At 61.0% G+C, this 24,525-nt stretch carries 24 protein-coding genes; 4 read left to right on the top strand and 20 right to left on the bottom strand.

Features of this window, described 5'->3' with window-relative positions:
- Positions 1–77 precede the first annotated feature (77 nt).
- The 4 genes from ACVOLS_RS12285 to ACVOLS_RS12270 all read right to left on the bottom strand — a co-directional run bounded on the left by ACVOLS_RS12285 (position 78) and on the right by ACVOLS_RS12270 (position 4,601).
- Entirely contained in the window at positions 78–536 is a 459-nt protein-coding gene (locus tag ACVOLS_RS12285) for a hypothetical protein (protein ID WP_481545806.1), read from the bottom strand.
- A 308-nt stretch (positions 537–844) separates the two neighbouring features.
- Positions 845–1,417 carry an OmpO family porin gene (locus ACVOLS_RS12280; RefSeq protein ID WP_481536752.1) on the bottom strand — a complete coding sequence of 191 codons (573 nt, stop codon included), beginning with the start codon at positions 1,415–1,417 and terminating at the stop codon, positions 845–847.
- Positions 1,418–1,628: 211 nt separating this feature from the next.
- Positions 1,629–2,084 (bottom strand): Cu(I)-responsive transcriptional regulator, encoded by a 456-nt coding sequence (gene cueR, locus ACVOLS_RS12275; RefSeq protein ID WP_481545831.1) that lies wholly within the window; start codon positions 2,082–2,084, stop codon positions 1,629–1,631.
- A gap of 24 nt (positions 2,085–2,108) precedes the next feature.
- Entirely contained in the window at positions 2,109–4,601 is a 2,493-nt protein-coding gene (locus ACVOLS_RS12270; RefSeq protein WP_481545805.1) for a heavy metal translocating P-type ATPase, read from the bottom strand.
- A 131-nt stretch (positions 4,602–4,732) separates the two neighbouring features.
- On the opposite strand from ACVOLS_RS12270, the gene ACVOLS_RS12265 reads away from it, so the two are divergent.
- Positions 4,733–4,921 (top strand): heavy-metal-associated domain-containing protein, encoded by a 189-nt coding sequence (locus ACVOLS_RS12265; RefSeq protein ID WP_481545804.1) that lies wholly within the window; start codon positions 4,733–4,735, stop codon positions 4,919–4,921.
- Between the two features lie 130 nt (positions 4,922–5,051).
- On the opposite strand, the gene ACVOLS_RS12260 is transcribed toward ACVOLS_RS12265, so the two are convergent.
- A complete protein-coding gene (locus tag ACVOLS_RS12260) occupies positions 5,052–5,456 on the bottom strand; it encodes a hypothetical protein (protein ID WP_481513339.1) in 405 nt (134 codons plus the stop codon).
- 131 nt (positions 5,457–5,587) lie between these two features.
- On the opposite strand from ACVOLS_RS12260, the gene ACVOLS_RS12255 reads away from it, so the two are divergent.
- Positions 5,588–5,977 (top strand): DUF6165 family protein, encoded by a 390-nt coding sequence (locus ACVOLS_RS12255; protein ID WP_481517598.1) that lies wholly within the window; start codon positions 5,588–5,590, stop codon positions 5,975–5,977.
- 158 nt (positions 5,978–6,135) lie between these two features.
- Here ACVOLS_RS12255 and ACVOLS_RS12250 read toward each other — a convergent pair whose 3' ends face one another.
- On the bottom strand, positions 6,136–7,152 hold the full coding sequence (locus tag ACVOLS_RS12250; RefSeq protein WP_481545803.1) for a hypothetical protein: 1,017 nt from the start codon (positions 7,150–7,152) through the stop codon (positions 6,136–6,138).
- A gap of 649 nt (positions 7,153–7,801) precedes the next feature.
- Between ACVOLS_RS12250 and ACVOLS_RS12245 the strand changes: the two genes are divergently transcribed.
- Positions 7,802–8,161, top strand: a complete 360-nt coding sequence (locus tag ACVOLS_RS12245) for a DUF1428 domain-containing protein (protein ID WP_481513337.1) — start codon at positions 7,802–7,804, stop codon at positions 8,159–8,161.
- A 249-nt stretch (positions 8,162–8,410) separates the two neighbouring features.
- Here the strand turns inward: ACVOLS_RS12245 and ACVOLS_RS12240 are convergent, their stop codons facing one another.
- Both ACVOLS_RS12240 and ACVOLS_RS12235 read right to left on the bottom strand, forming a co-directional pair.
- Positions 8,411–9,610 carry a TFIIB-type zinc ribbon-containing protein gene (locus ACVOLS_RS12240; protein WP_481545802.1) on the bottom strand — a complete coding sequence of 400 codons (1,200 nt, stop codon included), beginning with the start codon at positions 9,608–9,610 and terminating at the stop codon, positions 8,411–8,413.
- The gene (locus tag ACVOLS_RS12235) at positions 9,610–10,686 is read right to left on the bottom strand and encodes an SPFH domain-containing protein (protein WP_481545801.1); all 1,077 of its coding nucleotides are present in this window, start codon (positions 10,684–10,686) and stop codon (positions 9,610–9,612) included. The genes ACVOLS_RS12240 and ACVOLS_RS12235 overlap by 1 nt, the downstream gene beginning before the upstream one ends.
- A 120-nt stretch (positions 10,687–10,806) precedes the next feature.
- Between ACVOLS_RS12235 and ACVOLS_RS12230 the strand changes: the two genes are divergently transcribed.
- Positions 10,807–13,155 carry a membrane-bound PQQ-dependent dehydrogenase, glucose/quinate/shikimate family gene (locus ACVOLS_RS12230; protein ID WP_481545800.1) on the top strand — a complete coding sequence of 783 codons (2,349 nt, stop codon included), beginning with the start codon at positions 10,807–10,809 and terminating at the stop codon, positions 13,153–13,155.
- Positions 13,156–13,405: 250 nt separating this feature from the next.
- Here ACVOLS_RS12230 and ACVOLS_RS12225 read toward each other — a convergent pair whose 3' ends face one another.
- The 12 genes from ACVOLS_RS12225 to ACVOLS_RS12170 all read right to left on the bottom strand — a co-directional run bounded on the left by ACVOLS_RS12225 (position 13,406) and on the right by ACVOLS_RS12170 (position 24,437).
- Positions 13,406–13,696 carry a hypothetical protein gene (locus ACVOLS_RS12225; RefSeq protein ID WP_481545799.1) on the bottom strand — a complete coding sequence of 97 codons (291 nt, stop codon included), beginning with the start codon at positions 13,694–13,696 and terminating at the stop codon, positions 13,406–13,408.
- Between the two features lie 310 nt (positions 13,697–14,006).
- Positions 14,007–15,254 (bottom strand): ABC transporter permease, encoded by a 1,248-nt coding sequence (locus tag ACVOLS_RS12220; RefSeq protein ID WP_481545798.1) that lies wholly within the window; start codon positions 15,252–15,254, stop codon positions 14,007–14,009.
- Entirely contained in the window at positions 15,251–16,558 is a 1,308-nt protein-coding gene (locus ACVOLS_RS12215; protein ID WP_481545797.1) for an ABC transporter permease, read from the bottom strand. The genes ACVOLS_RS12220 and ACVOLS_RS12215 overlap by 4 nt, the downstream gene beginning before the upstream one ends.
- A gap of 10 nt (positions 16,559–16,568) precedes the next feature.
- Positions 16,569–17,363, bottom strand: a complete 795-nt coding sequence (locus tag ACVOLS_RS12210) for a class I SAM-dependent methyltransferase (RefSeq protein ID WP_481545796.1) — start codon at positions 17,361–17,363, stop codon at positions 16,569–16,571.
- Complete coding sequence (locus ACVOLS_RS12205; protein ID WP_481545795.1) at positions 17,338–18,204, bottom strand: hypothetical protein; 867 nt, start codon at positions 18,202–18,204, stop codon at positions 17,338–17,340. The genes ACVOLS_RS12210 and ACVOLS_RS12205 overlap by 26 nt, the downstream gene beginning before the upstream one ends.
- 11 nt (positions 18,205–18,215) lie before the next feature.
- The gene (locus ACVOLS_RS12200; protein WP_481545794.1) at positions 18,216–18,875 is read right to left on the bottom strand and encodes a hypothetical protein; all 660 of its coding nucleotides are present in this window, start codon (positions 18,873–18,875) and stop codon (positions 18,216–18,218) included.
- Between the two features lie 78 nt (positions 18,876–18,953).
- Positions 18,954–19,457, bottom strand: a complete 504-nt coding sequence (locus tag ACVOLS_RS12195) for a hypothetical protein (RefSeq protein WP_481545793.1) — start codon at positions 19,455–19,457, stop codon at positions 18,954–18,956.
- 76 nt (positions 19,458–19,533) lie between these two features.
- Positions 19,534–19,848 carry a hypothetical protein gene (locus tag ACVOLS_RS12190; protein WP_481545792.1) on the bottom strand — a complete coding sequence of 105 codons (315 nt, stop codon included), beginning with the start codon at positions 19,846–19,848 and terminating at the stop codon, positions 19,534–19,536.
- Positions 19,849–20,888: 1,040 nt separating this feature from the next.
- On the bottom strand, positions 20,889–21,233 hold the full coding sequence (locus ACVOLS_RS12185) for a helix-turn-helix transcriptional regulator (RefSeq protein ID WP_481545791.1): 345 nt from the start codon (positions 21,231–21,233) through the stop codon (positions 20,889–20,891).
- Positions 21,234–21,866: 633 nt separating this feature from the next.
- Positions 21,867–22,517: a dethiobiotin synthase gene (gene bioD, locus ACVOLS_RS12180; RefSeq protein WP_481545790.1), complete on the bottom strand. Its 651-nt coding sequence runs from the start codon at positions 22,515–22,517 to the stop codon at positions 21,867–21,869.
- On the bottom strand, positions 22,514–23,806 hold the full coding sequence (gene bioA / locus ACVOLS_RS12175) for an adenosylmethionine--8-amino-7-oxononanoate transaminase (RefSeq protein WP_481545789.1): 1,293 nt from the start codon (positions 23,804–23,806) through the stop codon (positions 22,514–22,516). The genes bioD and bioA overlap by 4 nt, the downstream gene beginning before the upstream one ends.
- A 49-nt stretch (positions 23,807–23,855) precedes the next feature.
- Positions 23,856–24,437 (bottom strand): M23 family metallopeptidase, encoded by a 582-nt coding sequence (locus tag ACVOLS_RS12170; protein WP_481545830.1) that lies wholly within the window; start codon positions 24,435–24,437, stop codon positions 23,856–23,858.
- Positions 24,438–24,525 lie beyond the last annotated feature (88 nt).

Genomic DNA, 24,525 nt, shown 5'->3' with positions numbered 1-24,525 from the left:
GGCGTTGACCACTGCTTCGGAAACAACGGTGGTTTCGCGGCTGACACCGCTCCTACAAAAGCCGCACAGCCTGACTCTTACAGAATCCGGTAAACCCGCGCCTTTGGCAGGTCTTCATCCACCTGCAGGAACCAGCGCCCGGCGATGCCCGGGATCACTTCGATTTCCGGCGACTGCAAGGCAGTGCGCAGGCGCATCTGGCCTTTGAGCACCTTCCATTGCTGGCCGTTGGCCAGCACGAACACCGTGCCCGGTTCCCAGCCTTCCACCGCGCCCTGCACGCGGCTGTGCACGGGACCTTCTTCCAGACCGATCTGCATTGGCGCTGGTACGGGCTGCTGTGGGTTTGCTGCGACCACCGGGGTGGTTTCGCTGAGCATGCGATTGAGCAGCTGCAGCTGCTGTGCGCTCAAACCGACCTGCTGCAGCTGCTCGGCGCTCAGGCGCTGCTCCAGCGGCAGGTAGTCGCGCTGTTGGCTCCAGGCCAGTGGGGTTGTCGACAACAGCATTGCGGCGAGCAGCAGGCGGGTTTTCATTCTCATGATCCTTCCGGCCGATGCCGGTTGAGGCGCACTTTGCTGCAGTTTGGTTGCAGTGGTGTTACATGCGACGTTGGGGCTGGTTGCTAGAAGCTTGCCCTCACCCCAACCCCTCTCCCGCAGGCGGGAGAGGGGCTGAAGCGGGATTGCTTGCGCTCGCAGTGCACTAGCCCCTCTCCCGCCTGCGGGAGAGGGGTTGGGGTGAGGGCAAGCTCTTAGCTAAAAACCTAAACGACAGGCAAAAAAAAAGGCCCGGCATAAGCCGGGCCCTCCTTCGCTACATGACGCCAATGCGTCAGTACGTCTTACCAGCTGAAGCGCGGACCCACGGTCCACTGCTTGTCGCCGTCACCGGTCATCTTGATGTCGCCATTGATGCCCCAGTTCTGGTTCAACTTCACCTGGCCACCAAGGCGGCCGTAGAAGTTGCCATCCGGGTTGACGCCGTGCTTCTTGCTGAAGTCTTCGTAGCCAGCCATGGCATACACCTCGGCGTGCTTGCCGAATGCGGTGCGGATGCCGGCTTCAGCGCTGTAGCCTTCGAAGTCCAGATCAATGTGCTTCGGGTCGAACTTTTCGTAAGCCACGCGAGCAACGAAATCGGTGGTCGGCGCGATTTCCTTGTTGAAGCCAGCGCCAACGCGCCACTGGTCGATATCAAGGTTGGTGCGCGAGATTTCCTGACGGGTGTATTCGCCGAAAGCGTGGAAGTTCGGCAGGAACGCATAGGAACCCTTCACGCCCCAGCCTTCAGCCTTGCCGTCGGCCGAGGTCTTGGCGTAGTCGGCTTCCGCATAGTTGTAGGACAGGCCGTCAGCGGCCGAAGCGGCGAACGGGAGGGCGGCAACCAGCGCCAGGGCAATCAACGAAGTCTTCATGGGGGTACTACCTCTGCATTACTGAGCTTGATGGCACGACAGCAAACAGCTGTCTGCGTCCGGATGTAAGTTTTCCGTTAGACGCCCCAACAAACCCTGAAACCACGCCTGCAATAAAACGCCGATTTTTGGCTTTTATTCAGGCGTTTTCTGGCACGCGCGGCGCGCGTACACTTTGCATCCCGTTCATTTTCGCAATTGCGCACAATAATCAGCGCGCGCGCTTGCCTGCGGAGACGCCGCCAAATGTGGTTGGCAAAGCCGTATCGTGCAGCGGCACGCCGGTCTCGATATCACGCAGGATCGGGCAATCCGGGCGGTCATCACCGGCACAGCAATTGGCCAATGCCTGCACGGTCTGCACCATGCCCTGCAGCTCGGCGATGCGCTGCTGCAGTATCTGCACGTGCTCCAGCGCCATGCGCTTGACGTCGCCGCTGTGGCGCGAACGGTCGCGCCACAGCTCCAGCAGTTCACCGATGCGCTCCACGCTGAAACCCATGTCACGCGAGCGCTTGATGAAACCCAGCGTGTGGATGTCGCGCGGTGCATACAGGCGGTAACCGGCATCGGTGCGCGCCACCGGCCCGATCAGGCCGATGTCCTCGTAGTACCGGATCATCTTGGCGGAGATGCCAGAGGCCTTGGCGGCCTGGCCGATATTCATGCCTTCGTCCATCGTCATCACTCCTCAGGCTTCGATCTGCGGGGCGCGGAAGCGCTTCAGACGCAGCGCGTTACCGAGTACGAACACCGACGACAAGGCCATCGCACCGGCCGCGAACACCGGCGACAGCAGGATGCCCCAGACCGGATACAACACACCGGCCGCGACCGGAATCAAGGCGGCGTTGTAGACAAAGGCCCAGAACAGGTTCTGGCGGATGTTGCCCATCGTCGCCTTGCTCAGCGCGATGGCATTGGGCACGCCCTGCAGGCTGCCGGACATCAACACCACATCGGCCGCTTCAATCGCCACGTCGGTGCCGGTGCCAATCGCCAGGCCGACATCGGCTTCGGCCAAGGCCGGCGCGTCATTGATGCCGTCGCCGACATAGGCCAGCCGACCGTGCTCGGCCTTGAGCCGACGTACCGCATCGACCTTGCCTTCCGGCAGCACTTCGGCCACCACTTCATCGATGCCGAGCTGGCGCGCGATGGCTTCAGCGGTGCGACGGTTGTCGCCAGTGATCATCGCTACCTTCAGGCCCAGCGCATGCAGGCTGGCGATGGCGGCGCGGGTATCGGACTTGATCGGGTCAGAGACCGCGATGATCGCCGCCAGGCGGCCATCCAGCGCTGCGTACAGCGGACTCTTGCCCTCTTCGCCCAGACGCTGCGCCTCGGCTGCGAACGCGGTCACGTCCAGGCCAAGCTTGTGCATGAAGCGATCAGCGCCAACTTCCACGCGCACGCCGTCCACATTTGCACGCACGCCGTAGCCGGTCACCGATTCGAAGGCATCCACCGCCGGCAATTGCAGGTTTTCCTGCTGCGCGGCGGTGACGATGGCACGGGCGATCGGATGTTCCGAACGGTCCTCCACCGCCGCCACGCGTGCCAGCACTTCGCTGCGCTGGAAGCCTTCGGCCAGCTGAAGATCGGTCAACAGCGGACGGCCTTCGGTCAGCGTACCGGTCTTGTCCACCGCCACTACCTGCGCTTCCTTCAACAGCTGCAGCGCCTCGCCCTTGCGGAACAGCACGCCCAGCTCGGCGCCACGGCCGGTACCGACCATGATCGACGTCGGCGTCGCCAAGCCCATCGCACACGGGCAGGCAATGATCAGCACCGCCACCGCGTTGACCAGACCGAAGGTCAGCGCCGGATCCGGGCCGAAGATCAGCCATACCGCGAAGGTCAGCAGCGCCAGACCCATCACGATCGGCACGAACACCAGGGTAATGCGATCAACCAGCGCCTGGATCGGCAACTTGGCGCTCTGCGCCTGTTCCACCAGACGAATGATCTGCGCCAGCACCGTTGCCCCGCCGACGGCGGTGGCGCGCACACCGAGTGCGCCGGTCTGGTTGACGGTGCCGCCAATGACGTTGCTGCCCGGCGCCTTCTGCACCGGCACCGGCTCGCCGCTGATCATCGATTCATCGACATAGCTGTCGCCGTCGACAACCTCGCCATCCACCGCAATGCGCTCGCCCGGGCGGACCTCAATCACATCGCCGCTGCTGATCTGCTCCAACGGCAGTTCAACCACGCTGCCATCGCGACGCACGCGTGCAGTCTTGGCCTGCAGCTTGAGCAGGCGCTTGATCGCCTCGGAGGTGCGGCCCTTGGCCTTGGCCTCCAACACGCGACCAAGCAGGATCAAGCTGACGATGACCGCGGCGGCCTCGTAATAGACGTTGACCGTGCCGGCCGGCAGCAAGCGTGGCAGGAAGGTCGCCACGAGCGAGTAGCCATAGGCCGCCAGCGTGCCGACCGCGACCAGCGAGTTCATGTCCGGTGCGGCGCGCAGCAGCGCCGGGATGCCCTTCTGGTAGAAACGGCGGCCCGGGAACACCAGCACAAGCGTGGCCAGCACGAACTGCAGCAGCCAGCTGTTCTGGGTGCCCAGCGTACCGGCGATGAAGTGATGGAAGGCTGGGATCAGGTGCCCGCCCATTTCCAGCAGGAACACCGGCAGGCTCAACGCTGCGGCTATCCACAGATCACGGGTGAGCACGCGCAGGTCGTCGGCATGGCGCTGCGCCTGCTGATCCTCATTGCTGCCGGCGCTGCCGATCACACTGGCCGTGTAACCGGCCTTTTCGATCGCCGCCAACAGCGCGGCTGGATCGGCTGTGCCCTGCACGCTGGCACGCTCGGTGGCCAGGTTGACGCTGGCCGACTGCACGCCCGGCACCGCCTTCAGCGCGCGCTCGACGCGGCCCACGCAGGAAGCGCAGGTCATGCCTTCGATCAGCAATTCCTGCGCTGCGGGCGCGGTCACCTCGTAGCCGGCCTTGTGTATCGCCTGCACCAGCGCCTCGCGCGGCACGCTGCCGTCGGTCTGCACGCTGGCGCGTTCAGTGGCCAGATTGACGCTGGCCTGGCTGACCCCGGGGATGGCCTTCAGCGCACGCTCGACCCGGCCCACGCAGGAGGCGCAGGTCATGCCTTCGATCATCAGATCTTCGGTGGTGGGACCGGCGTTCTGCTTGCCCGGACTGGCGATGCTGCTCATCGGCACGTCTCCATTTCTATCGTTGGAGGCACCTTAAAGCTTCCAACGATGGGAGGGTCAATCGTTCTTTATCGCTTGACCTTGCCATGATGGCAAGCTGCAAGCTCACCGCACCCCAACGGAGAAACCCCATGAAATTGCATATCGAAGGTATGACCTGCGGCGGCTGCGCACGCAGCGTGACGGCCGCCATCAAGGATGTGGACCCGGCCGCCACGGTCGACATCGACCTGCCCGGCAGGAACGTGAAGATCGAATCCAGCCAGCCGGTGGAAAGTTTCACCAAGGTGCTGGCGGAAGCGGGCTTCCCGGCGCAGTAATGCTTGTCTGTAGGAGCGGCGTTAGCCGCGAAGCTGGTGCTGCACCAGTTCGCGGCATTCCCGGGGCCGCCATGGACTGTCAGCTTCGCGGCTGACGCCGCTCCTACAATCCAACTATCTCCGCCCCCTCTCAGCGCGCGCGTTTCCACACTTCGCGCTCGACACGGCGCTCGCCGTCCCAGCGCTCCAGCGTCCACACATCGCCTTCCAGGGTATAGCGGAAGCTGTAGCTGCCGCCGTTTTCCAGCGGATACGATGCCATCAACGGCGTTTCCACATACTGCCCGTCCGCGCTGCGATAGGTGCCTGAGCCGCCGGCCCAGAACTTGCCATCGCTGGTAGTGGTGAAGGCAAAACGGCCATCGGCCAATATCTTGGTGCCGGCCAGCTTCTGGCTGGCGTAATCCACGACCGCCCCTTCCGGGTTGATGAACTCCCCCGATTGCAGTTGCCAGGCGCCCTGCAGGCCCTCGGCGCCGTGCGCGCTGGCAGCACCCAGCATCAATACAGCGGTAGCAAAAGAACGCAGCAGCATCGGCAAGTCCTGGTCGGGATGGGCCCGCATTGTGCGCATCGCCGCTGCCTGGACGCCAATACCGGTTCATTGGCAACCTTTGGCGGAGCGCTATCATTGCCGGCATTACAGGAATAAACGGCGGCCACAACGTGCAGACCCTACTCACCCCGGTATCGATTGGCGAACTGATCGACAAGATCACCATCCTCGAAATCAAGGCCGAGCGCATCACCGATACCGCCAAGCTGGCCAACGTGCGCACCGAACTGCAGGGCCTGTGGCCGCTGTGGCTGTCGCAGCAGGAAGCGCGCCCGTCGCTGACCGCGCTCAAGGACCAGCTCAAGGCCATCAACGAGCGCATGTGGGAAATCCAGGACCGCCTGCGCGAGAAAGAAGCCGCACAGGATTTCGGCGCCGAGTTCATCACCTTGGCGCGCGGCGTGTACGGCACCAATGGCGAGCGCATCGTGGTGAAGAACGAAATCAACCGCGTTGCCGGTTCGGCACTGGTTGAAGAGAAGCAGTACCAAGGCGAGTAAGCCACCAAGCCCCCTCCCTTTCGCGTAGCGAAGGGGAGGGCTGGGGAGGGGTGCTCTTGGCGGCAACCGCAAAGCTTCAAGCAAAAGCCAACCCCCTCCCAACCTCCCCCTTGGCTTCGCCAAAGGGGAGGGGCAAAGGCAGGCTCAGCGCAGCACACTCAGAACGCTATCTGCGCCCACAAGCCAGCTTCGTGGCTTTCCTGTGATTTCTTCGCCGTTTCCTGTTTCAGCTGCTTGGCCACCGCCGCCAATCGCAGGTACTTGTTCGGCTTCCACTCCACGCCGACCAGGTGATACCGCTCCCGGGTGCGCGGATCGATGTCCAGGCTCATCCGGGTTTCTTCATGCCGGGTGAGCAGCGCGTACTGCGGGCTCAACTGGTAGCTGCCCCATACCGACCAACCACGCTGGTCATCGCTGCCCGGCTTGACCACCCGGGTCCAGTCCTCTGCACGGACGTACTGCGCGCCGATCCGGCCACGCTCACCGACCCAGCTGGCCATCGCGTTCCAGCGCTGCGCGGTGTGTTGCCGCGGCATGTCACCCGCATCCAGCGCACGGGTACCGCGATAGCCGCCCACGGCCAGTTCAACGCCCTTGGCCGGGGCCCAGCCCAGCCGCGCCTCGACATCCGGGCGCTTGCCCAGACGCGGCTTCTGGTAACCGCCACCAGTGACCACCGAGGCGGCATAGGTGAAGTCACCCCGGGTGTACTGGCCGTGCACACCGTAATCGGCCGCATTGCCCATCTTGCTGCGGGTGATCAAGGCACCATCGACATAGCGATAGCCATCACGCGCCGACTCCTGCTGGATCCACGGCAGCGGCGCGTTGCCCAGCCGCAGCCAGTTGCCCTTGCCGAAGCTGCGCTGCAGGTAGGCATGGCGCAGCCACACGTCGGTGGGGTCGCTGTTGCGCAGCCACTGCACATCGGTGGTCACTTGCGCTGTCCAGTGCTGGTTGAAGCGGTGATCGACGGTGATGAAGGTGCGCTTCAGATCCAGCGCCAGGCCTTCATCGTCCGTGGTCACGCCATCACGATCCAGCTGGCTGGCGTTGATGAATATCTGCGCCGAGACCTTGGTGGCGGGCGCGGCGTCCTGTGCCCAGGCCACGGCCGGCAGGCACAGCGCAGCCAGCGCGGCGGCCAGTGCATTACGGGAAACAAACTGCATCACTACTCTCCTGGTGCCAGCCAACGCTGGCGGTATGCGATCTTTCGGGTATGTCATTGGCCTGCGGCGTTCCTGCGTGGCTGGCGGCAGCAGACAATCTCGCCCGACGCAGCCGGTTCGCCCAACACCTCTGCGCTCACGGCGGCTGCTGGTGCACAAGCAATGGCGCGATCTGATCAACGAAGGATGCCTTCAGCCGCGCGCGGCAGCTTGCCGGCGCCGCCATTGAACGCGCCGTCTTCCCATAACGGCAGCGATGCGCATTCATTGAACCTTCTATTGCCGCCTTGCCCGCTTCAGCCACAACGGCCCGAGAGGCATCGCGACGCCTGCCTCTTCGGCTGGCAACGCCATCCCGCCTACCCCGCAAAACCATTCTGCCAAGCCCGTTCATGTTTCCTGCCTCACCCGAAGCAAGGCCATTGTCGGCAAGCAGACGCCAGCCGACCCTGATCAATATCAATGCCGTGGGCGCTCGTAGCCAATCAGCTGTGCGCCAGGCCACATAACCGCGCTTGCGCTGCATGCAGGGGCGGTTCGCAACGGAGTTTTTGCAAGGCCGAAACATTGCCCGGCGCAGAATCGATGTTGCGCATTACCGCTGTTTCACCGAAGGCGGCCCCACGCCGCCCACCCTGCGAGGCCCAGCATGTCTTACGTAGATGGTTTCCTGGCCGCCGTGCCGCTGGCCAACAAAGCCAGATTCATCGAACACGCCCATATCGCCGATGCCCTGTTCATCGAGTTCGGTGCCTTGCGCGTTACCGAATGCTGGTCCGACGACGTGCCACACGGAACGCTGACCGACTTCTACCGCGCCGTGCAGGCCAAGGACGATGAAGCGGTGGTGTTCTCGTGGATAGAGTGGCCGGACAAGGCCACCCGTGACATCGGCATGCGCAAGATGATGGAAGACCCACGCATGGATCCGGCCACCAATCCGATGCCATTCGACGGCAAGCGACTGGTGTATGGCGGCTTCATGCCGGTGCTGCATCTGGGCGATTAGGCCTGCAGTGCAGCTCCGCAACGCGGGTAAGCGTGGACACATGAGACTTGCCGAATGGCCGAGCGTGATCGCGGCGCGCTTGTGGGAGCGGCGTAAGCCGCGAAGCTGACATCGTTTGAGCAATCGGCGTCCATGCCAACTGATGATGTACCTGCTTCGCGGCTTACGCCGCTCCTACAAAAACCAGAAGCCAGAAAGCCCGGCAGTTGCAGCCGGGCCAGGTGAGCGAGGACAGCAGCAACCGTGTCGTTACTGCGCCATCCCCAGCACGTACACCAGCACCAGCAACGCGAGCACACCAGCCAGCACCGCGAAGAATATCTTCCAGGCGCTATACGGACGCTCACCCGCCAGTTGCCCTGTGTAGCCATTGGCCAGCACCTGGAAGCTGCGCGAACCATAGGTGTAGCTGACCAGCCACACCGGTACCAGGATGTGCTTGAAGGTGCGCTTGCTGTATGTGGCCTGCACCTGCAGGTTGCGCTGGGTGTCACCGGGCACCTGCTCGGAACACAGGTAGCGGGTCTGCTCCTGCATCTGCGCCTCACCCTTCTGCGCGGCCTGGCGCAGATCCACCTGGTAACGCTCAACCGTCCAGCCGCGCACGAACTCGGGCGTGTACGGCTTCAGGTCAGTCGTGGTCGGGAACTGGCCGATCTTGGCCAGCAGTTCCGGGTGCACACCAACCGTGCCCGGCACCAGTTCATCGTCAAAGAAGTGCTGCAGCGAACCGGAAGCCGGTTCCCAGCGTACGCGCTGTTCCTGCCGGGTCTGGGTATTGCCCTTGGAATCGCGGTAGCTGACGGTAACGTAGTAGTAGTGACCGGCCTCGGCCGTCCAACGTGCAGCAACCTGCGCGTCGAACGTCCAGTACGGCAGGTACATGCCCTTGAGCGTATCGGTCAACGCTGCGCGCTTGAGCTTGCTCGGCGCAAACCAGCGCGTGCCATACCACTTGCGGATGATGTCGCGGACCTGGCCGTCGCTGATCTTGAACGGCAGCACGCTCTGCGGGGTAATCGCATCGCCCAGCGACTCATGGTCGATGATCGATGGCGAGCCACAGAATTCGCAGCGGTCGGCCACCTTGCGATCGACGAAGACCGAGATCGCATGGCAGCTTTGGCATTGCACCTCGCGCGGCTGCGCGCCATAGCCGCGTTGCTCGGCCGGGGTGGCGGCCATGCTCTGCAGCATGCCGACTACACCGCCCTGCGGCGCCTGTGGCAACGGCGGCGGCATTGCAGCCTCGTCCTGCAGCCGCGTCAGTGCGGCCAGCAGATCCTGCTCGACCACGCCGGCACTGCCATCGCCAATGCCCTCGGCTGCCTCCGACAGCGGCACGATTGTGCCGCAGTAGGGACAGGCCAAGGCTTGCTTGGAGGCATTCCATTGCAGATCCCCGCCGCATTCCGGGCAGGGATGTTTGCCAACTGTTGCGTTGTTCATCAGCCGCGCAGGAACTCTTCCAGTGCCGAACGGGCAATGCGCGTGGCATTGCCGATCTTGCGTGCCTTCAGGTCGCCTGAAGCGATCGACGCCATCACGTCCTCGACCGATACCGACAAGGCCTGTGCAGCCTGCTCGGGCGTGAGTACGTCCAGCGCCACTGCATCACCAGCAGCAGGCAACGGCGGTGGCACCGCCGCGCCGGGCACCACCGGTGCACCGGTCTGCATGTTGCGCATCATTTCCTGCGCCATGCCAAAGCCCATCGCCATCTGTGCCGGCACCGCAGCGGCGGCGGCACCTTCGCCGCCCTCGCCCATGCCGTGGCCCATCTGGTACTTCACGTAGTCGTTGAGGTTGCCGATCACACCCATGCTGGAGCGCTTGTCGATGGCCTGCTCCACTTCCGGCGGCACCGACACGTTTTCCAGGATGAAGCTGGTGATCTCGATGCCGTACTTGTCGGTCATCGCCGGGTTGATGATCGGCAGCAAGGCCTCGCCCAGCTCGGAGTAGCGCGAGGCCACATCCAGTGCCGGCACGCCGGCCTTGGCCAAGGCTTCGGTGAACACGCTGACGATGCGCGAACGCATGGTGTCGGCGAACTCATCCAGGCGGAAATTCTGGTCGGTACCGGCCACTTCCTTGAGGAACTTCGGCGGGTCGACGATGCGGAAATCGTAGGTACCAAACGCGCGCAGGCGGACCACGCCGAAATCGGCGTCGCGCATCATCACCGGGTTGGAGGTGCCCCACTTGTTGCCGGTGAACAGGCGCGTATTGAGGTAATAGACGTCGCACTTGAACGGTGATTCAAAGCCGTACTTCCAACCAAGGATGGTCGACAGCACCGGGATGTTCTGGGTGCTCAGCGTGTGCTTGCCCGGGCCGAACAGATCGGCGTACTGGCCGGCGGCGACGAACTGCACCATCTGCGACTCGCGCACGATCAGCTGCGCGCCGTTCTTGATCTGGCGGTCATCGTCCGGCCAGCGGTAGGACAGCGTGTCACGCGAGTCATCGGTCCACTCGATGATCTCGATCAGTTCCTTCTTGATGAAATCCAGAATGCTCATGCTCAGTCCCCAGTCGACAAGGCTCCGATTCTACGGCGGGAATGTTAAGAACGCGCGTGACGCCATGCAGACATGCCGTGGCGCAGCATGGCCGCAACTTCTGGATGCTGCGGGGACGCCATGCGTGCTCTGACCCTGTTGTTGACGAGCCTGTTCGGGCTGGCCCTGGCGGTGGGCGGCGGCTGGTTGCTTGCCCTGCAGGGCAGCCCGTTCTACCTGCTCAGCGGCGTGCTGCTGTTGACCGTGGCCTGGGGCCTGTGGCGGCACCGGCGCTGGCCGACCTGGCTGTACGCCGGCTGGTTGCTGGTGCTGCTGGGCTGGTCGCTGTGGGAGGCCGGCCTGTACTGGTGGCCGCTGGCCACCCGCTTGGGCGTACCGGCCCTGCTTGGCCTGCTGATGGCCTTGCCGACCTCGCGCCGCTCCAGCCCGCGCGGCTATATCGGTCCGGCCGGCTGGCCGGTGCTGCTGGCCTCGCTGGGGGTGGCGGCGGTTGCCTTCGCCGGCATCCCGCGCCATCTGTATGAGATCGATGGCCGCCTGCCGATGGACATCGTCAACGCCAATCCGGCGCTGGGCGACACCCAGCAGCCGGAGGGCGAATGGCAGGCCTACGGCCGCAGCGGCTACGGCCAACGCTACTCGCCGCTGGCGCAGATCACCCCGGCCAATGTCGGCCAACTGCAACTGGCCTGGCAGATGCAGACCGGCGACGTGCGCCTGCCGCAGGACGTGGGCGAGACCACCTACGAAGTCACTCCGCTGAAGATCGGCAACACCCTGTATCTGTGCACGCCACACAGCCTGGCGTTCGCACTGGATGCGGACAGCGGCAAGGTGCTGTGGAAGTTTGATCCAGGTGCAGGCATGGAACCGCAGCGCCAGCACCAGACCTGCCGCGGGCTGTCGTATTACACCGAGCCGGCTGCCAGCCCGGCTGTAGCAGCAACAAGCGCGACCATGTGCAGCAGCCGCGTGTTCCTGCCCAGCGCCGACGCCAAGCTGCATGCATTGGATGCGCAGACCGGCCAACACTGCCCGGACTTCGGCAACAAGGGCGTGCTCGACCTGCTGCACAACATGCCGTTCAAGCAGGCCGGTTACTACTATTCCACCTCGCCGCCGCTGATAGCAGGTGGCAAGGTGATCGTCGCCGGTGCAGTGAACGACGACTATGCGATCAACTCGCCCTCCGGGGTGATCCGCGCCTACGACGTGCACAGCGGCCAGCTGCTGTGGAACTGGGACTCGGGCAACCCCACCCAGACCGCGCCACTGGACCCGAACAACCCCAACCAGGTCTACACGCCCAGTTCGCCCAACAGCTGGTCGGTGGCCAGCGCCGATGAAGCACTGGGCCTGGCTTACTTCCCGATGGGCAACCGCACCCCGGACCAGCTCGGCATGTACCGCAGCCCCGCCGAGGAAACCTACGCCTCATCGGTGGTGGCGCTGGATATCGCCAGTGGCCAGGTGCGCTGGGTGCAGCAGTTCGTGCACCACGATCTGTGGGACATGGACACCCCGGCGCAACCGGTGCTGCTGGATCTGGATCTACCGCAGGGCCGCGTACCCGCGCTGGTGCAACCCACCAAACAAGGTGACGTCTACGTACTGGACCGTCGCGACGGCACGCCCCTGCTGCCGATCAGCCAGCGCACCGCACCGCAGTACGTGGACATACCCGGCCAATTCGCCGCACCCACGCAACCTGCGTTCGCGCTGAGCTTCGAACCCAGACCGCTACGCGAAGCCGATATGTGGGGGGCAAGCCTGATCGACCAGATGCTGTGCCGCATCCAGTTCCGGCAGCTCCGTTACGAAGGCCGCTACACGCCGCCAACGCTGCAGGGCAGCCTGATCTATCCAGGCAACTTCGGTACCTTCAACTGGGGCAGCGTGGCGGTGGATCCACAGCGGCAGGTGATGTTCGGCATGCCGACCTATCTGGCCTTCGTCTCCAAGCTGGTGCCCAAGCATGAGACCAGCGGACGCGAGATGAACAAGGGCGAGCATGGTTTGAACGAAAACAAAGGCGCCGACTACGCGGTGGAAATGACCCCCTTCATGTCGCCAATCGGTGTGCCCTGCCAGGTACCACCGTGGGGCACGGTTGCCGCTGCCGACCTGCGCACCGGCAAGATCGCCTACCAACACCGCAACGGCACCATCCGTGATCTGTCACCCGTGCCACTGCCGATCCGCATCGGCGTGCCCGGCATTGGCGGACCGATGTTGACCGCGACCGGCGTGGCTTTCATGAGTGCAGCCACCGACGACAACTTCCGCGCCTACGACCTGGCCAGCGGCAAGGTGCTGTGGGATGTGCGTATTCCAGCTGGCGGCCAGGCCACGCCAATGACCTACCTCAACAGCCAGGGCGAGCAGATGGTGCTGCTGGTGGCTGGCGGTCATGGTTCGACCGGGACCAAGGCTGGCGATTATGTGTTGGCGTACAAGTTGAAGAAGTAGGGCTTCTGCGAGTCAGGTAGGAGCAGAAACAGAAGCACCCCTCCCCAACCCTCCCCTTGCCTTCGGCAAAGGGAGGGGGCGCAAGCAACAGCCTCAATCCTGCATGATCAGCCCCCTCCCTTGCGCAACGCGCAGGAGAGGGTTGGGGAGGGGTGCCTTTGCGAGGAATGCAGTCAGCCCCGATCAAGCAACAACACATCGCATGTGGTTGGCAGCGCCGCATCCAATCACCGAATCCGCAATCGCCGCTTCAAGGCTCCAGCGCAGTGACCAGTTTCTGCAAATTCCGCCGATTCTTGCCCCAGTCCAGGCATTGGGTGGGCCATACACACCTGCTTCGCAGCACGGTGCGCGCGCCATCGCAGGTCACCTCGACCCTTTCGCCGAAAGACCAGACGTTGAACGGAACCGCACCGCGCATGCCAGTCGGCGTTTGCTGGATGCTGTTCCAGCCGCTGCGACGCATTGCAGTCTCGATGCTCTCCACCGTGTGGGCCCGCTCAAGCACCATCTCGTGGAACGCGGGAAAAGCAAATGTCATGTCAGGCCCCTTCCTGTCTTGAAACCTCATGATAGATGCAAGGCGCGCAGGAATGATCCCAAAAAGGTCGACGAGGAACACACCGACAGCAGGTTAGTGACCTGTACCGATCAACGTGTCCAGCAACCACCACCCTTGGCCCCATTTCCCTTGCATCACACCAGATCAATCCTTGGCATGTCATGCCGGGCCGCACCAGAAACGCAACGGATAGCGGGCAACTCTGCAATGAACAGACCCCTTGCAACACGCGCTTTACCCAAGCCTGATCGAAAACCCCGAGGTCAAGATCGCTCGCCGTTTGCGGGAACTACGCTGCGCTCATCGTCACCACTGGCGCAGTCTGAGCAGCTCGCCATGCTGGAAGCCAAGCAGCAAACTGACCCAATGCGAAAACCAATACGAAGCCACCAGATAGGAACTCGAACGGAAGCTTCGGCGCATTGTACGCAGATGATATCCACATGCTCAGCGCTGCTCCTAGTGCGCTACCGATCAGTGCACCAACCCCCGTCAGCAGGATGCTCTCAGCAATGAAGTAGCCAACGATATCGGCCGATCGTGCGCCTAAAGAACGCCGTATTCCAATGGAGCGATAACGTTGCCGGATCCAGAAACTCACCAAACCGTATATACCTATGCCGGTGACAGTCAAAAGTGAAACACCCGCCGCCAGGAAAAGGTAGGCCATGGCTCGATCACGGCCGAAATAGCCTTTCCGTAGCGCCTCATAGGTCATGACCCTAGACATTATCCGATTTCGATCCAATGCCCTCAACGCCGCTTCCGCCTGGTTCAACAGAATATTCAACCGCCCTGGTTCAGCGCGGATTGTATAGATGACGCGCTTTGCATCGGGGAGGAGCGGAAGGACCATCGAGACGTCATTGCCCTGCCCACTGCCAAGAAGCGGACGTGCAAGGCTGTCGGCGACGCCTACAATATGGATGGCATGTTCACCGTCCACGAATATTGCCTTACCCAAGGCGTTCTGCCCTGGAAACAAGGCATGGGCAAGACCGGTGGACACAATGACCTCCCCTGCAGCATAGAGTCCAGAGTAGTCGTCGTCCGCAGCCATTGGAACGAAAGCGTCCGCAGAGAAATCCCGGCCAGCGGACAGATTCACCCCCAATGTTTGCAGCGCCCCAGGAGAGACGCTGTAGACCGATGGCTCGGCCTCGATCATCCCGCGGAGATCGGAACGGTCCACTAGCTTGTTGGTGACACCTACCGTCCAGTTGTTCTGACTTAGCGGCAGGGATTCAACAACTGCAACATTCTGTATTCCAGGAAGCGCGCGCAGTCGATTCAGGTCAGCCAGAACCGCGCTTCGCGAGTTCTCACTACCATCACCCAGGAACTCCGTTTCAAGGATACCGAGGCCCTCTTCGCGCACACCCGTCGTATAGGTCAGCAGTTCAACCCGGCTGGCCAACAGTGACGAGACGTTGCTGATGACCGCCGTGGTGATGATGACCTGCAACAGGAAAACTGCAGAAATCAAACGATGGCGCCTCAAGCTCCGCGCGATGACCGGAATCTGGGAAATGCTCATTCTGCCACCTTGATCTGCATAGCCACACGGGCAGAAGCAGTCCGAAATGCAGGAAGCGCGGCTGCCCCCAGGCTGGATAGGCAAGCAAAGGCCAACGTGGCTCCGAACATGCCCCCATCCATATGGACCAATGTGGAATAGTCCTCAGGTTGGCGGCGGATTGCCAGCAACCCAATCTGGCATACAACAAGTGCGCCAACCCCGCCAAGAAAGCCGATGACCAGCGATTCAGTGCAAAGCTGAGCCAGGATATCCATCCTGCGAGCGCCTAGCGCACGCCTGATCGCAACCTCATGCGTTCGCTTGATGAAACGCGAAAACAACAGCGCACAGATATTGATCATGCAGACAACAAGAAACCCAATTGCCAAAGCGAATTGCAGTTTCACATCGTCTGGAACAATCTGTCGGCGTACAAGAAAATCCGCGAGCGCCTCCAAGCGTGCAGGGCTGCTTCGCTCGAATCGTCCGCTTTCCACCTGCTCGGCTGCGTAGCGCTGAAGTAGTTCGCCAGAGCGAGCTTGGTCATCCGGCCCTTGGGCAAGGATCCAGAGTTGAAGCCACGCTGTAGATGGACTCTCCATCTTGTTCTTCTGTTCGCTGTCGCCCCAGGAGAACATGCTTGAGCTCACACTGAGACGCGATTCGATCGCAGAGTGCAGGGGGATATAGAAATCATCCTGTCCCTTGAAGATATCCTTCTGTAGATCGGTGTGAAAGCGAGGTATGGGAGACCAATCATTGGCGACTCCGATGATCCTGAAAACCCTTGGGCCCAGTTGGAGCTGTCGCCCAACCTCACCCGCCTGCCCAAGGCGCCTTTTGAAGGACTCACTGATGACCACCAGATCCGCACGGGACCGTTCCTCCGCTTCGGTCCAGTACCGTCCGGCGCTCAGGTCTATCCCAAACAGGTTGAAAACGTCGGGTGTCACGTACTGGCCATCGACGAAGTAGGGTGAGTCGACACCGCTCTGCACACTAAGGAGCAGGCGACCTGTCGCCATGGCTGCGCTCGTATGCGCGGGAAGCCTGCGCATGATTTCCGCTGCATCGACCCAGGTCATCGAGTTTCTAGGGTCAAGCGAAAGCTTGGCTTCATAAGATCGCGGGAGTGGATCAATATACGGATGGAACAGGTGTTCACTTCGACCTGGCATTGGATCCCAGGAAAGAACACGAACAACAGTGAACATGGTCATGCTCGCACCCACGCCCAGAGAGAGGGCGACAACCAGCGCCAACGTCATCACTTTAGATGCCAGCAGACTGCGCTTCGCCAAGCTGAGGTAGTAGCTGAACATTGCCCTGTACCTAGTGAAAGAAGGTCGCGCCCGCGACGTGGATATCGATCGGCTCGATCCTTAGCCAGGCGGTGCTGTTCTGCGCACGGCTCGTGGCTTCAATGAGATGCATCAAACGGAACGATGAACTCCTCACCCGACACTGAAGCCGCTCCGCCTCATCCTGGCTCAGCTCTTTGCTGAGTCCGGCCGGCACGCGCCCTTGATTGAGATGGTCAACGATCCGTTCAAGGGCCAGATAACTCAGACGGTGTGTCGACGCGCTGTCGATGAAGATGGAAGATGTCTCGCGCATCTGCGGAATGAACGCTCCCAGCAGTGACTGAATATTTTCTGGCGAGTGATTGAAGTCGGAGAACACCATGTCTATCCCCTCCTTGAGAGCCAGATCTGAGGCCACGGCCTTCATGGAGATGTCTTGCCGACGAACGACTACACGATCTCCTACGCCTACCCACTCCAGCAAGCTATGAATGAACGCGTCAAAGCCATTCAGGCCTTCACTCTGCCGGGAGAAGGATGCGAGGGGCTCACTCAGGTCCCTCAGGAATTTACGTGAAGGCTCACTGACAAAATGCGAGCCGTTGTCATATGTATGCAGACGACCGTGTCCGTTCTCCTCCATCGCAGCAGCCATCCAAGCTGTCGATACACCGAGGCCAGTCCCAAGCTCGACAACGATGGACGGTCGCTCCCGCTTCACCAGGCTGTAAAGCAGCACGCAAAGGTCCTCACTTCCGTACAGCCACCCCATCTCTTCGCGAATTCTGAGAAGCGGTTCAATGGTCGACCCAATGCGCAGCATCCGTGTGACTCCTCGAGTTTGCGGAGTTTCCCAAAGCAAGCCACTCCGAAACCATGGTTTTGAATCCAGGCTCGTCCGCCACCGTCAGCAGGTGCGGCGAGAACGCGTAGAAGCGCAGACCACTTCCCTCGGCATAGAGCAGAACCTCACCGGCTTCAGCCCGGAAAACAGATCGGGCAGCCTCGATCACCGCGCCAACCTCACCGTTGCCTACCGCGACACAGCCCCGCGGCCAGAATATCTTCATTGCACTCCCGGCAAAGCAGGCGATCAGCGGCACACCTACCGGAGCTTCGACGAAGAACTGATGTCGCCGCTCCTCAATGGGACTCATTTGACGCTCGACCTTCCAGTCAAAAAGCGACCAGACAGATTTTTGGAGTGGGTTGCACAGCTTCGAGATATCAGGCCGCTCATAGGCAAATCCATACTCGAACGCGGGCGTTGCAAGATCAGGCAGCGATCGCTTCATCTCAAACCATTGGGCGTTCAAAGGCAGAAGAGATCGCGACACACCTCTTACACCTGTGTCGTACGAAACAGCGCCCCCCAAGCTCAGAATCTTCTGTAGACGGATATGGAACCAGCGCTCATCGACTTCCCACTCACACAAGCGGGAAAGAAGCTTTGTCCCCGCCAGGATAAAGGCGCGATTGATGATCCAGGCGCCCTCGAACATCTCCTCGACTTCTACCGTCGGGACCAGTTCGAGAACCTGCGGCCAGTCTCGGCGCGTCAGAAGCGGAATCATCTGATCCACGTGAACACAGGAGATATCCAACTGCGGCAAGCTCAACGCCTGCAGTGCAATGGGATCCTTGAGATCAGAGTAAATGACCACTGTTCTCCCGCTCACGCAGCTTCCCCACATCCGTACTCACGCAGCATGTCCGATTGCATCATGTCGATCATGGCGCCAATGTCCTCATTGAGCGGCGCGACCGCCATCAAACGATGACTCAGCGGTTGCTGAATCAGAAACCCAGACGCGCACACTGCCAACCGCTTGTGCACATGCCGGATGGCGCTTTCAGTCAGGCACTTCGATGCAAACAAGTGACGCTTCAGCAGCCGGTGGCATATGTAGTACACAAATACGGCGTGAATGAACGAAGAATTCGGTATCTGATTACCCGACCATGGAGAGACAACCCGGTGCTTGTAATCATTCTCGACGAAGAAACCATTGGAGAGCTCCCACGCCGCCAGAAAGTTATGGGTGCTCTCATGCATGATGCTTTCCATGCAAGCTTCAACACTCAATCCATCCCGATGAATGTTTAGGATTCGCAACGAGCCGGGCTGCCGCGGAACATGCTCCGATCCGTAGTGCTGTGGACCTTGATCTGATCGTTCCTGAGACTTTCGCACGATGATGCGCCTTACGAAATTTCGAACTATCAGTCCATAAGTAGGCTCTACTTCGTCGATCAGCTTCAGGCTTTCTTCGATTTTGGCCAGAACAGCGCGGCGCTCAAAGTCATCAAGCGGCAGACAGGCCTGACTAAGCACACCGGATCGCGGCTCGTGGTTTGTTGCTACAGGGCTATCGAAGTCAATCGCGATGCAACCGCCTACATTTTTTACGGCTTAAATACTCCAGCCACCTGTACTCGACCTGCTGGCGAAGCTGTCCCCGAGCGGGCTGTATACCCGCCACTGGCGTGACTCCGACAGATATCTGCTTACACGGCCATGTTCCAGCTCACCAATCGCATGCTCTCTGCATACCAGATCATGTAGGAACGAAAATCGTTGCGCCAAATCCAACTCATCCTGGACATCGCCCCCGCCTGGACTCAGCCTTCGCTGAAGCGCCTCGATGGCCAGATAGCACTCGCAGAACTCCGAACTCAGCAGGACGCGAGCCTGCCGACTGGATGGCATCGACATGTAGAGGTGATAGATCGCCCCAACAAATTTTTCATCACGCCAGTCCTTCAACGCATCCTGAAGACGCATACGCATACGGCTCAATCTTGCCCACATGATTCCCTCCACTACCTCAGCCGTACTGGCTGACGCGGTGGTAAGCTCCATGAGGCAAAGCGGTCGCTCTATTGCAACACTGGATCCATTCAATGCGACATTCATTGCGTCGGGCATCCTGATTGACGGTATTCACAACCGAGGAGCCCAGGTCGGACTCCTCGGCGTCGAAACACTTGGTTCAAACGTCGAACCGGCCGGATCCGTTGGAGCTATTCGTGTCGACGTCTTCTGAGACGACGGCGTGATGGTGATGGGAGAAGATCGAGTCGTCGTGATGCCCATCCGCTACTGCGAGAAGATTGGCCGCTTGGGCTGACTGGTAGAAACCGTCCAAGGCCAGATCCTGGAGGGTGGTCATGGACACAGCTGCGTCGAGTTCTGCGCTGACGTTTGAATCTGTGGAGGTGCCAGCCATCGCAGCGCCGGCTGCGGAGCCAACAACAAGCAAGGTCAGAGTTGACAGGGTCTTGGTGATGTTTCGTTTGTCATTCATGGCGATCTTCTAATCCTTTGATGGAGGTCTATGGTTGGCCAATGGAACGTCGTAACGAGAACCCAGGGCATTCGCTTTACAAGCCCATTCCTCGATGCACAGAGCGTCTCGTCGATGGATATGGCCGGGGCGACAAGAAGCGCTTCGACCAGGACACGCGTTCCCGCGTGGATTCGACCTCTGCCATCGAGGGGTGCGCGATGAGCACTTAGATCTTCAACCCACCCGCGAACTCATCTAAATACCAAAGGGGCTGCTGGTCAAAGTCTCTGCTGTGCGTACCACAGCGCAACCCACGCGATACTCGGCCATGATCACCCCAGCAACTCCTCTGACGACATTGACGAGCACAACAAGAATCGCAATGGCTCACATGCGCCAGGTAAACGCTTATAAAACTTCTTGATGGCGCCAAGCGTGGTCCACGCCTTAGTGCTCGCCACTGCTTGTTCACCTATCGACGGATCTGTCGACAGAAGGTTGGCCAGACCGACCATGCCGGTTGGGCGACGACTGGCCGTGACGGTACGCGCACTCTTCGTTCACCGCTGTAGCTTGCTTGGCACCCTCGCGGGGGAGCACGCTTCATACCCAAACGAGAGCGGCGATCCATCATGTCGACACCATCGCATCCGTAGCTGGCACAAGAAGCTTCCGCGAGGTCGAACCCTACAACGGCCTCCTATCGCTATCAGTTGCGTGAGAGGCCTCTGCGCGTTGAACCTCTCCAAGGTCTGCAGTATTCCCGTCCCACTCCACCACTTTGGAAGTATCTGCAAGCGCGCCTGATAGCCCCGCAAGGCACTTTATTGAGCGCCACGCTGCAACGCAGGGAGTAGTGCGCATCCGGAGTTTGCAACGTTCAGACCATTCGCGGTGGCAGCGCCAGCTCAGTACGCTTCACATCGGCGGCCAATGACGTTGTGCGGCCAGCATCTGGACGGAGCTACGCAGGCATCATCCGCAGAGCAGCCGAGACTCCACGGAGAATCATCCAGCCTTGATCTTGGACACTTTTGAATGAGCACCATCAGCGTGCCCTATAGGTAAGACTCTGCTTTCTCCAGAAGCGCCACGACGCTTGCTAGAAAGGAGACAGGGAGATGCTTTGACAGAGCCAGCATCCTCCTCTCCAGCGACGCCCTTGAACTGTTCTCCGCGACGCCTTGCGGCAACCTCACATCCCCGCCCATAAGCCAATCTATTGTCACCTTCAGAGAAAGGCTGAGCGAGTGCAAATGCTGGATATTCGGCGCGAAACTTTCATCCCTCTCCCAGTGACCGATTGTTGCGCGATTCACGCCCAGCATCCTGGAAAGTTCCGTTTGCGATAGACCGCAATCATTTCGCGCCGTTCGAATCCGCTCAGCAATTGAACTTGCCATACAAACACTTCCTTGTCCGACAGATCGGAAATGGAACGCCGCCCCCACGCAGAGAGTGCTCACCGGTTTTGGTTCTGTCAAATAACCAATGGACGTAAATACTCCCAGCCACACTCCAACGGCACTACAGGGCAGACAGCCCTGACCCCTATTTCAATGCCAACAGATGGAATCGATCGGAAGGAACGTTCTGACGAATCACGCAACTGCCGTACACAAACAGGCAAGGCCATCTGGTCGTGGCAAGCCGAGCGGTGATCCATAAGTATGGAAATAAGCCGACCACAACTGTTCACACGCCGCTAGCGCCGACGCATTTCTTCCAGATCCGCGATAGCCTGGTGGCTGACAGGAGCAACCTCAGCGGCAGGTGGTGACAACGCTATTGCAATGGAGGACATAGGTTCGTCACTGTACCTACAGAAAACTCATGCAGGTATATATCTACAGCCATCACTTCCGTTCTGGCTACCTCGCGGTCAGCGACCAGCGACCAGCTCACTTCGACAGCCGCTGTTGCTGAATGCTGGCGATTACCTATGCCGCGCAATCAGTGCTGGCCGCCCTTCCCCACTTGCATTGAAGAAGTGAGGAACACTGGCTCCTAACCCTTACGCACGGGGCTTTGCACGATCAACCGAGATCAATCCGAGGCACATCGTACCAAACCGCATCAGGGAAAATGTCCATTACCCAGTTGCGAATGAACCCACGGCTATCGGCCGCAATCACTTCATCACCACTGTCATCACGGCTATTCCAGGCGACACCTTCCAAGGCGATCCCACGCGCGGCAATCGCCTCCAACGACAACAAGGTGTGATTGATCGAACCCAAGCGCCCGGAGGTCACCAGCAACACCGGCCAACCCTTCTGCGCGACGTAATCAATCGTCAGCAGCTGCTCGGTCAGCGGCACCATCAAACCACCGGCACCTTCGATCAGCACGGTCTCGTAGCGCTCGCACAAACGCGCGGTCGCGGACTCGATGGCGGCTAGATCCAATACCCGCTGCTCCAGACGCGCAGCCAGATGCGGCGATGCTGGATAGGCGAACAACGCCGGCATCGTGGTGCCGTCGCGGTCCTCATCAAACAAGCCGGTGCCCATGATGCGCCGGTGCAGCAGGATGTCATCGGACGCACCCACGCAACCGGTCTGCACCAGTTTCTGGGTGATGACATTCTCACCCTGCGCCGCCCACTGCTGCGCCAGCCAACCGGTGACAACCGTCTTGCCGATCTCGGTATCGATGCCACTGACAAATACGATCTTGCCGCTCATGCGCGCATATCCTCTTCCTGCAGGCTGGCCACCAGCGCGACCATGCCATCGCACAACTGCTGCAGCTGTGCATCGTCGATTACAAACGGTGGCATCACATACACCAAGCGACCAAACGGCCGGATCCAGATGCCGTGGCCCAGCATCCGCTGCTGGATGCGTTCCAGGCGCAGCGATGCCTTCAACTCGATCACACCGATTGCCCCAAGCACACGCACATCAGCCACCTGAGGCAAGGTGCGCGCAGGTGCCAGGCTCTGCTCGAGTCGACGCTCGATTGCTGCCACCCTGCCCTGCCAATCCTGAGACAACAGCAGCTGCACCGAGGCCAGCGCCACCGCGCAGGCCAGCGGATTGGCCATGAAGGTTGGACCGTGCATGAACACGCCCGGCTCGGCACTGGCGATCACATCGGCTAGCTCACGCGTGCACAGCGTGGCCGCCAAGGTCATGTAACCGCCGGTCAATGCCTTGCCGATGCACAGGATGTCGGGACTGATGCCGGCATGCTCGCAGGCAAACAATCGCCCGCTGCGGCCAAAGCCGGTGGCGATCTCATCGCAGATCAGTAGTACATCGTGCTCACGACACATGCGTGCAAGCTCGCGCAGGTACTGCGGATGGTAGAAGCGCATGCCACCTGCACCCTGCACCACCGGCTCGATGATGAAGGCGGCCAGCTCATCGGCGCTTTCAGCAAACAGCTGCGCAAGCGGCGCGATATCGGCGGGGTTCCACTCGTCGCCGAAGCGTGTCTGCGGCGCGGGTACGAAACGTCGTGTCGGCAGTGACGTACCGAACAAACCATGCATGCCGGTGACCGGATCGCATACCGACATCGCGTTCCAGGTATCACCGTGATAGCCCGAACGCGTTGTGCCGATATTGCATTTGCCCGGCTTGCCGCGCGCCACCTGGTACTGGATCGCCATCTTCAGCGCTACTTCCACCGACACCGAACCGGAGTCGGCATAGAAGATCGCATCCAGCCCCTCGGGCACGATCTGCAACAGCTGCTTGCCCAGCGCGATGGCCGGCTCGTGGGTGAGTCCGCCGAACATCACGTGCGACATGCGGCCCAGCTGGTCAACCACCGCCTGGTTCAGCTGCGGATGGTTGTAACCATGGATGGCACACCACCACGAGGCCATGCCGTCGATCAGCTGGGTGCCATCTTCCAGCTGCAGCAGCACGCCATCGGCGCGGGCCACCTTGAGCACCGGCACCGGGCTGCCCAGGGCGCTATAGGGGTGCCACAGGTGTTCACGGTCGAATTGATCAATCAGCATCGTTCAATACAGCTCTCGCCGCGGGAAGGCGGCTTGCAGGGGGCGTACCTTACCGCTTGCGCGGCTGCCCTGCATGCATCAGCGGCAGCGGGTCGAAGGGGCCGTCACCGCCATAGATGCCATAGTGCAGATGTGGCGGCGTACCGCGCGCATTGCCGCTGTCACCCACGAAGCCCAGCACATCGCCGGCCTGCACGATGCGCCCGTAGGCCAATCCCGGCACCCAGTCCTGCAGATGCGCATAGTAGTGCCGCTGCCCGGCCGGCCCGATCACCCACACCTGGCGCCCGCCCAGGCCGCTGTCGCGCACCGCAGCCACCACGCCCTGGGTGGCAGCGACAACCGGCGTACCGCGTTTGGCGAAGATATCCACACCGTGGTGCTTGCGGTCGCGTCCGCGTGGCGCACCAAAGGTATCGGCGATCTGCCGCGGCTTGATGCCCTGCACCGGTACGGCTATCGAAGTTGGTGCTGGCAGACGTGAAAGCTTCCAGCCTTCGCGGGCCACCACGCTGAAGGGCTGCCGCCAAAGCCAGCTGCCGGCCAATGCCAGCGCTAGCAACAGCAGAACGATGCGCACTGTACGTGACCAGTTGGTTTGTTCGGAAGAGGTCAAAGTTCGCCTTGGCAGTGTGTGCTCGATGGCGAAAGCTAACAGCTGCTGGCGATGGTTTTCCAGAACTTTTTTGTGCCAACAGCAGGCTTTCACCACTTCAAAT

It is taken from the genome of Stenotrophomonas sp. STEN038 (assembly GCF_056759895.1).
The sequence above is the reverse complement of the archived record's forward strand: the minus strand, read 5'-3'. Positions and strand labels throughout refer to the sequence as shown.

Bases quoted from the DNA above. Each gene is read 5' to 3' on its own strand.
- ACVOLS_RS12285 (WP_481545806.1), bottom strand. From the start codon at position 536: ATGAAAACCCGCCTGCTGCTCGCCGCAATGCTGTTGTCGACAACCCCA.
- ACVOLS_RS12280 (WP_481536752.1), bottom strand. From the start codon at position 1,417: ATGAAGACTTCGTTGATTGCCCTGGCGCTGGTTGCCGCCCTCCCGTTC.
- cueR (WP_481545831.1), bottom strand. From the start codon at position 2,084: ATGAATATCGGCCAGGCCGCCAAGGCCTCTGGCATCTCCGCCAAGATG.
- ACVOLS_RS12270 (WP_481545805.1), bottom strand. From the start codon at position 4,601: ATGAGCAGCATCGCCAGTCCGGGCAAGCAGAACGCCGGTCCCACCACC.
- ACVOLS_RS12265 (WP_481545804.1), top strand. From the start codon at position 4,733: ATGAAATTGCATATCGAAGGTATGACCTGCGGCGGCTGCGCACGCAGC.
- ACVOLS_RS12260 (WP_481513339.1), bottom strand. From the start codon at position 5,456: ATGCTGCTGCGTTCTTTTGCTACCGCTGTATTGATGCTGGGTGCTGCC.
- ACVOLS_RS12250 (WP_481545803.1), bottom strand. From the start codon at position 7,152: ATGCAGTTTGTTTCCCGTAATGCACTGGCCGCCGCGCTGGCTGCGCTG.
- ACVOLS_RS12245 (WP_481513337.1), top strand. From the start codon at position 7,802: ATGTCTTACGTAGATGGTTTCCTGGCCGCCGTGCCGCTGGCCAACAAA.
- ACVOLS_RS12240 (WP_481545802.1), bottom strand. From the start codon at position 9,610: ATGAACAACGCAACAGTTGGCAAACATCCCTGCCCGGAATGCGGCGGG.
- ACVOLS_RS12235 (WP_481545801.1), bottom strand. From the start codon at position 10,686: ATGAGCATTCTGGATTTCATCAAGAAGGAACTGATCGAGATCATCGAG.
- ACVOLS_RS12230 (WP_481545800.1), top strand. From the start codon at position 10,807: ATGCGTGCTCTGACCCTGTTGTTGACGAGCCTGTTCGGGCTGGCCCTG.
- ACVOLS_RS12225 (WP_481545799.1), bottom strand. From the start codon at position 13,696: ATGACATTTGCTTTTCCCGCGTTCCACGAGATGGTGCTTGAGCGGGCC.
- ACVOLS_RS12220 (WP_481545798.1), bottom strand. From the start codon at position 15,254: ATGAGCATTTCCCAGATTCCGGTCATCGCGCGGAGCTTGAGGCGCCAT.
- ACVOLS_RS12215 (WP_481545797.1), bottom strand. From the start codon at position 16,558: ATGTTCAGCTACTACCTCAGCTTGGCGAAGCGCAGTCTGCTGGCATCT.
- ACVOLS_RS12210 (WP_481545796.1), bottom strand. From the start codon at position 17,363: ATGCTGCGCATTGGGTCGACCATTGAACCGCTTCTCAGAATTCGCGAA.
- ACVOLS_RS12195 (WP_481545793.1), bottom strand. From the start codon at position 19,457: ATGAATGTCGCATTGAATGGATCCAGTGTTGCAATAGAGCGACCGCTT.
- ACVOLS_RS12190 (WP_481545792.1), bottom strand. From the start codon at position 19,848: ATGAATGACAAACGAAACATCACCAAGACCCTGTCAACTCTGACCTTG.
- ACVOLS_RS12185 (WP_481545791.1), bottom strand. From the start codon at position 21,233: ATGGCAAGTTCAATTGCTGAGCGGATTCGAACGGCGCGAAATGATTGC.
- bioD (WP_481545790.1), bottom strand. From the start codon at position 22,517: ATGAGCGGCAAGATCGTATTTGTCAGTGGCATCGATACCGAGATCGGC.
- bioA (WP_481545789.1), bottom strand. From the start codon at position 23,806: ATGCTGATTGATCAATTCGACCGTGAACACCTGTGGCACCCCTATAGC.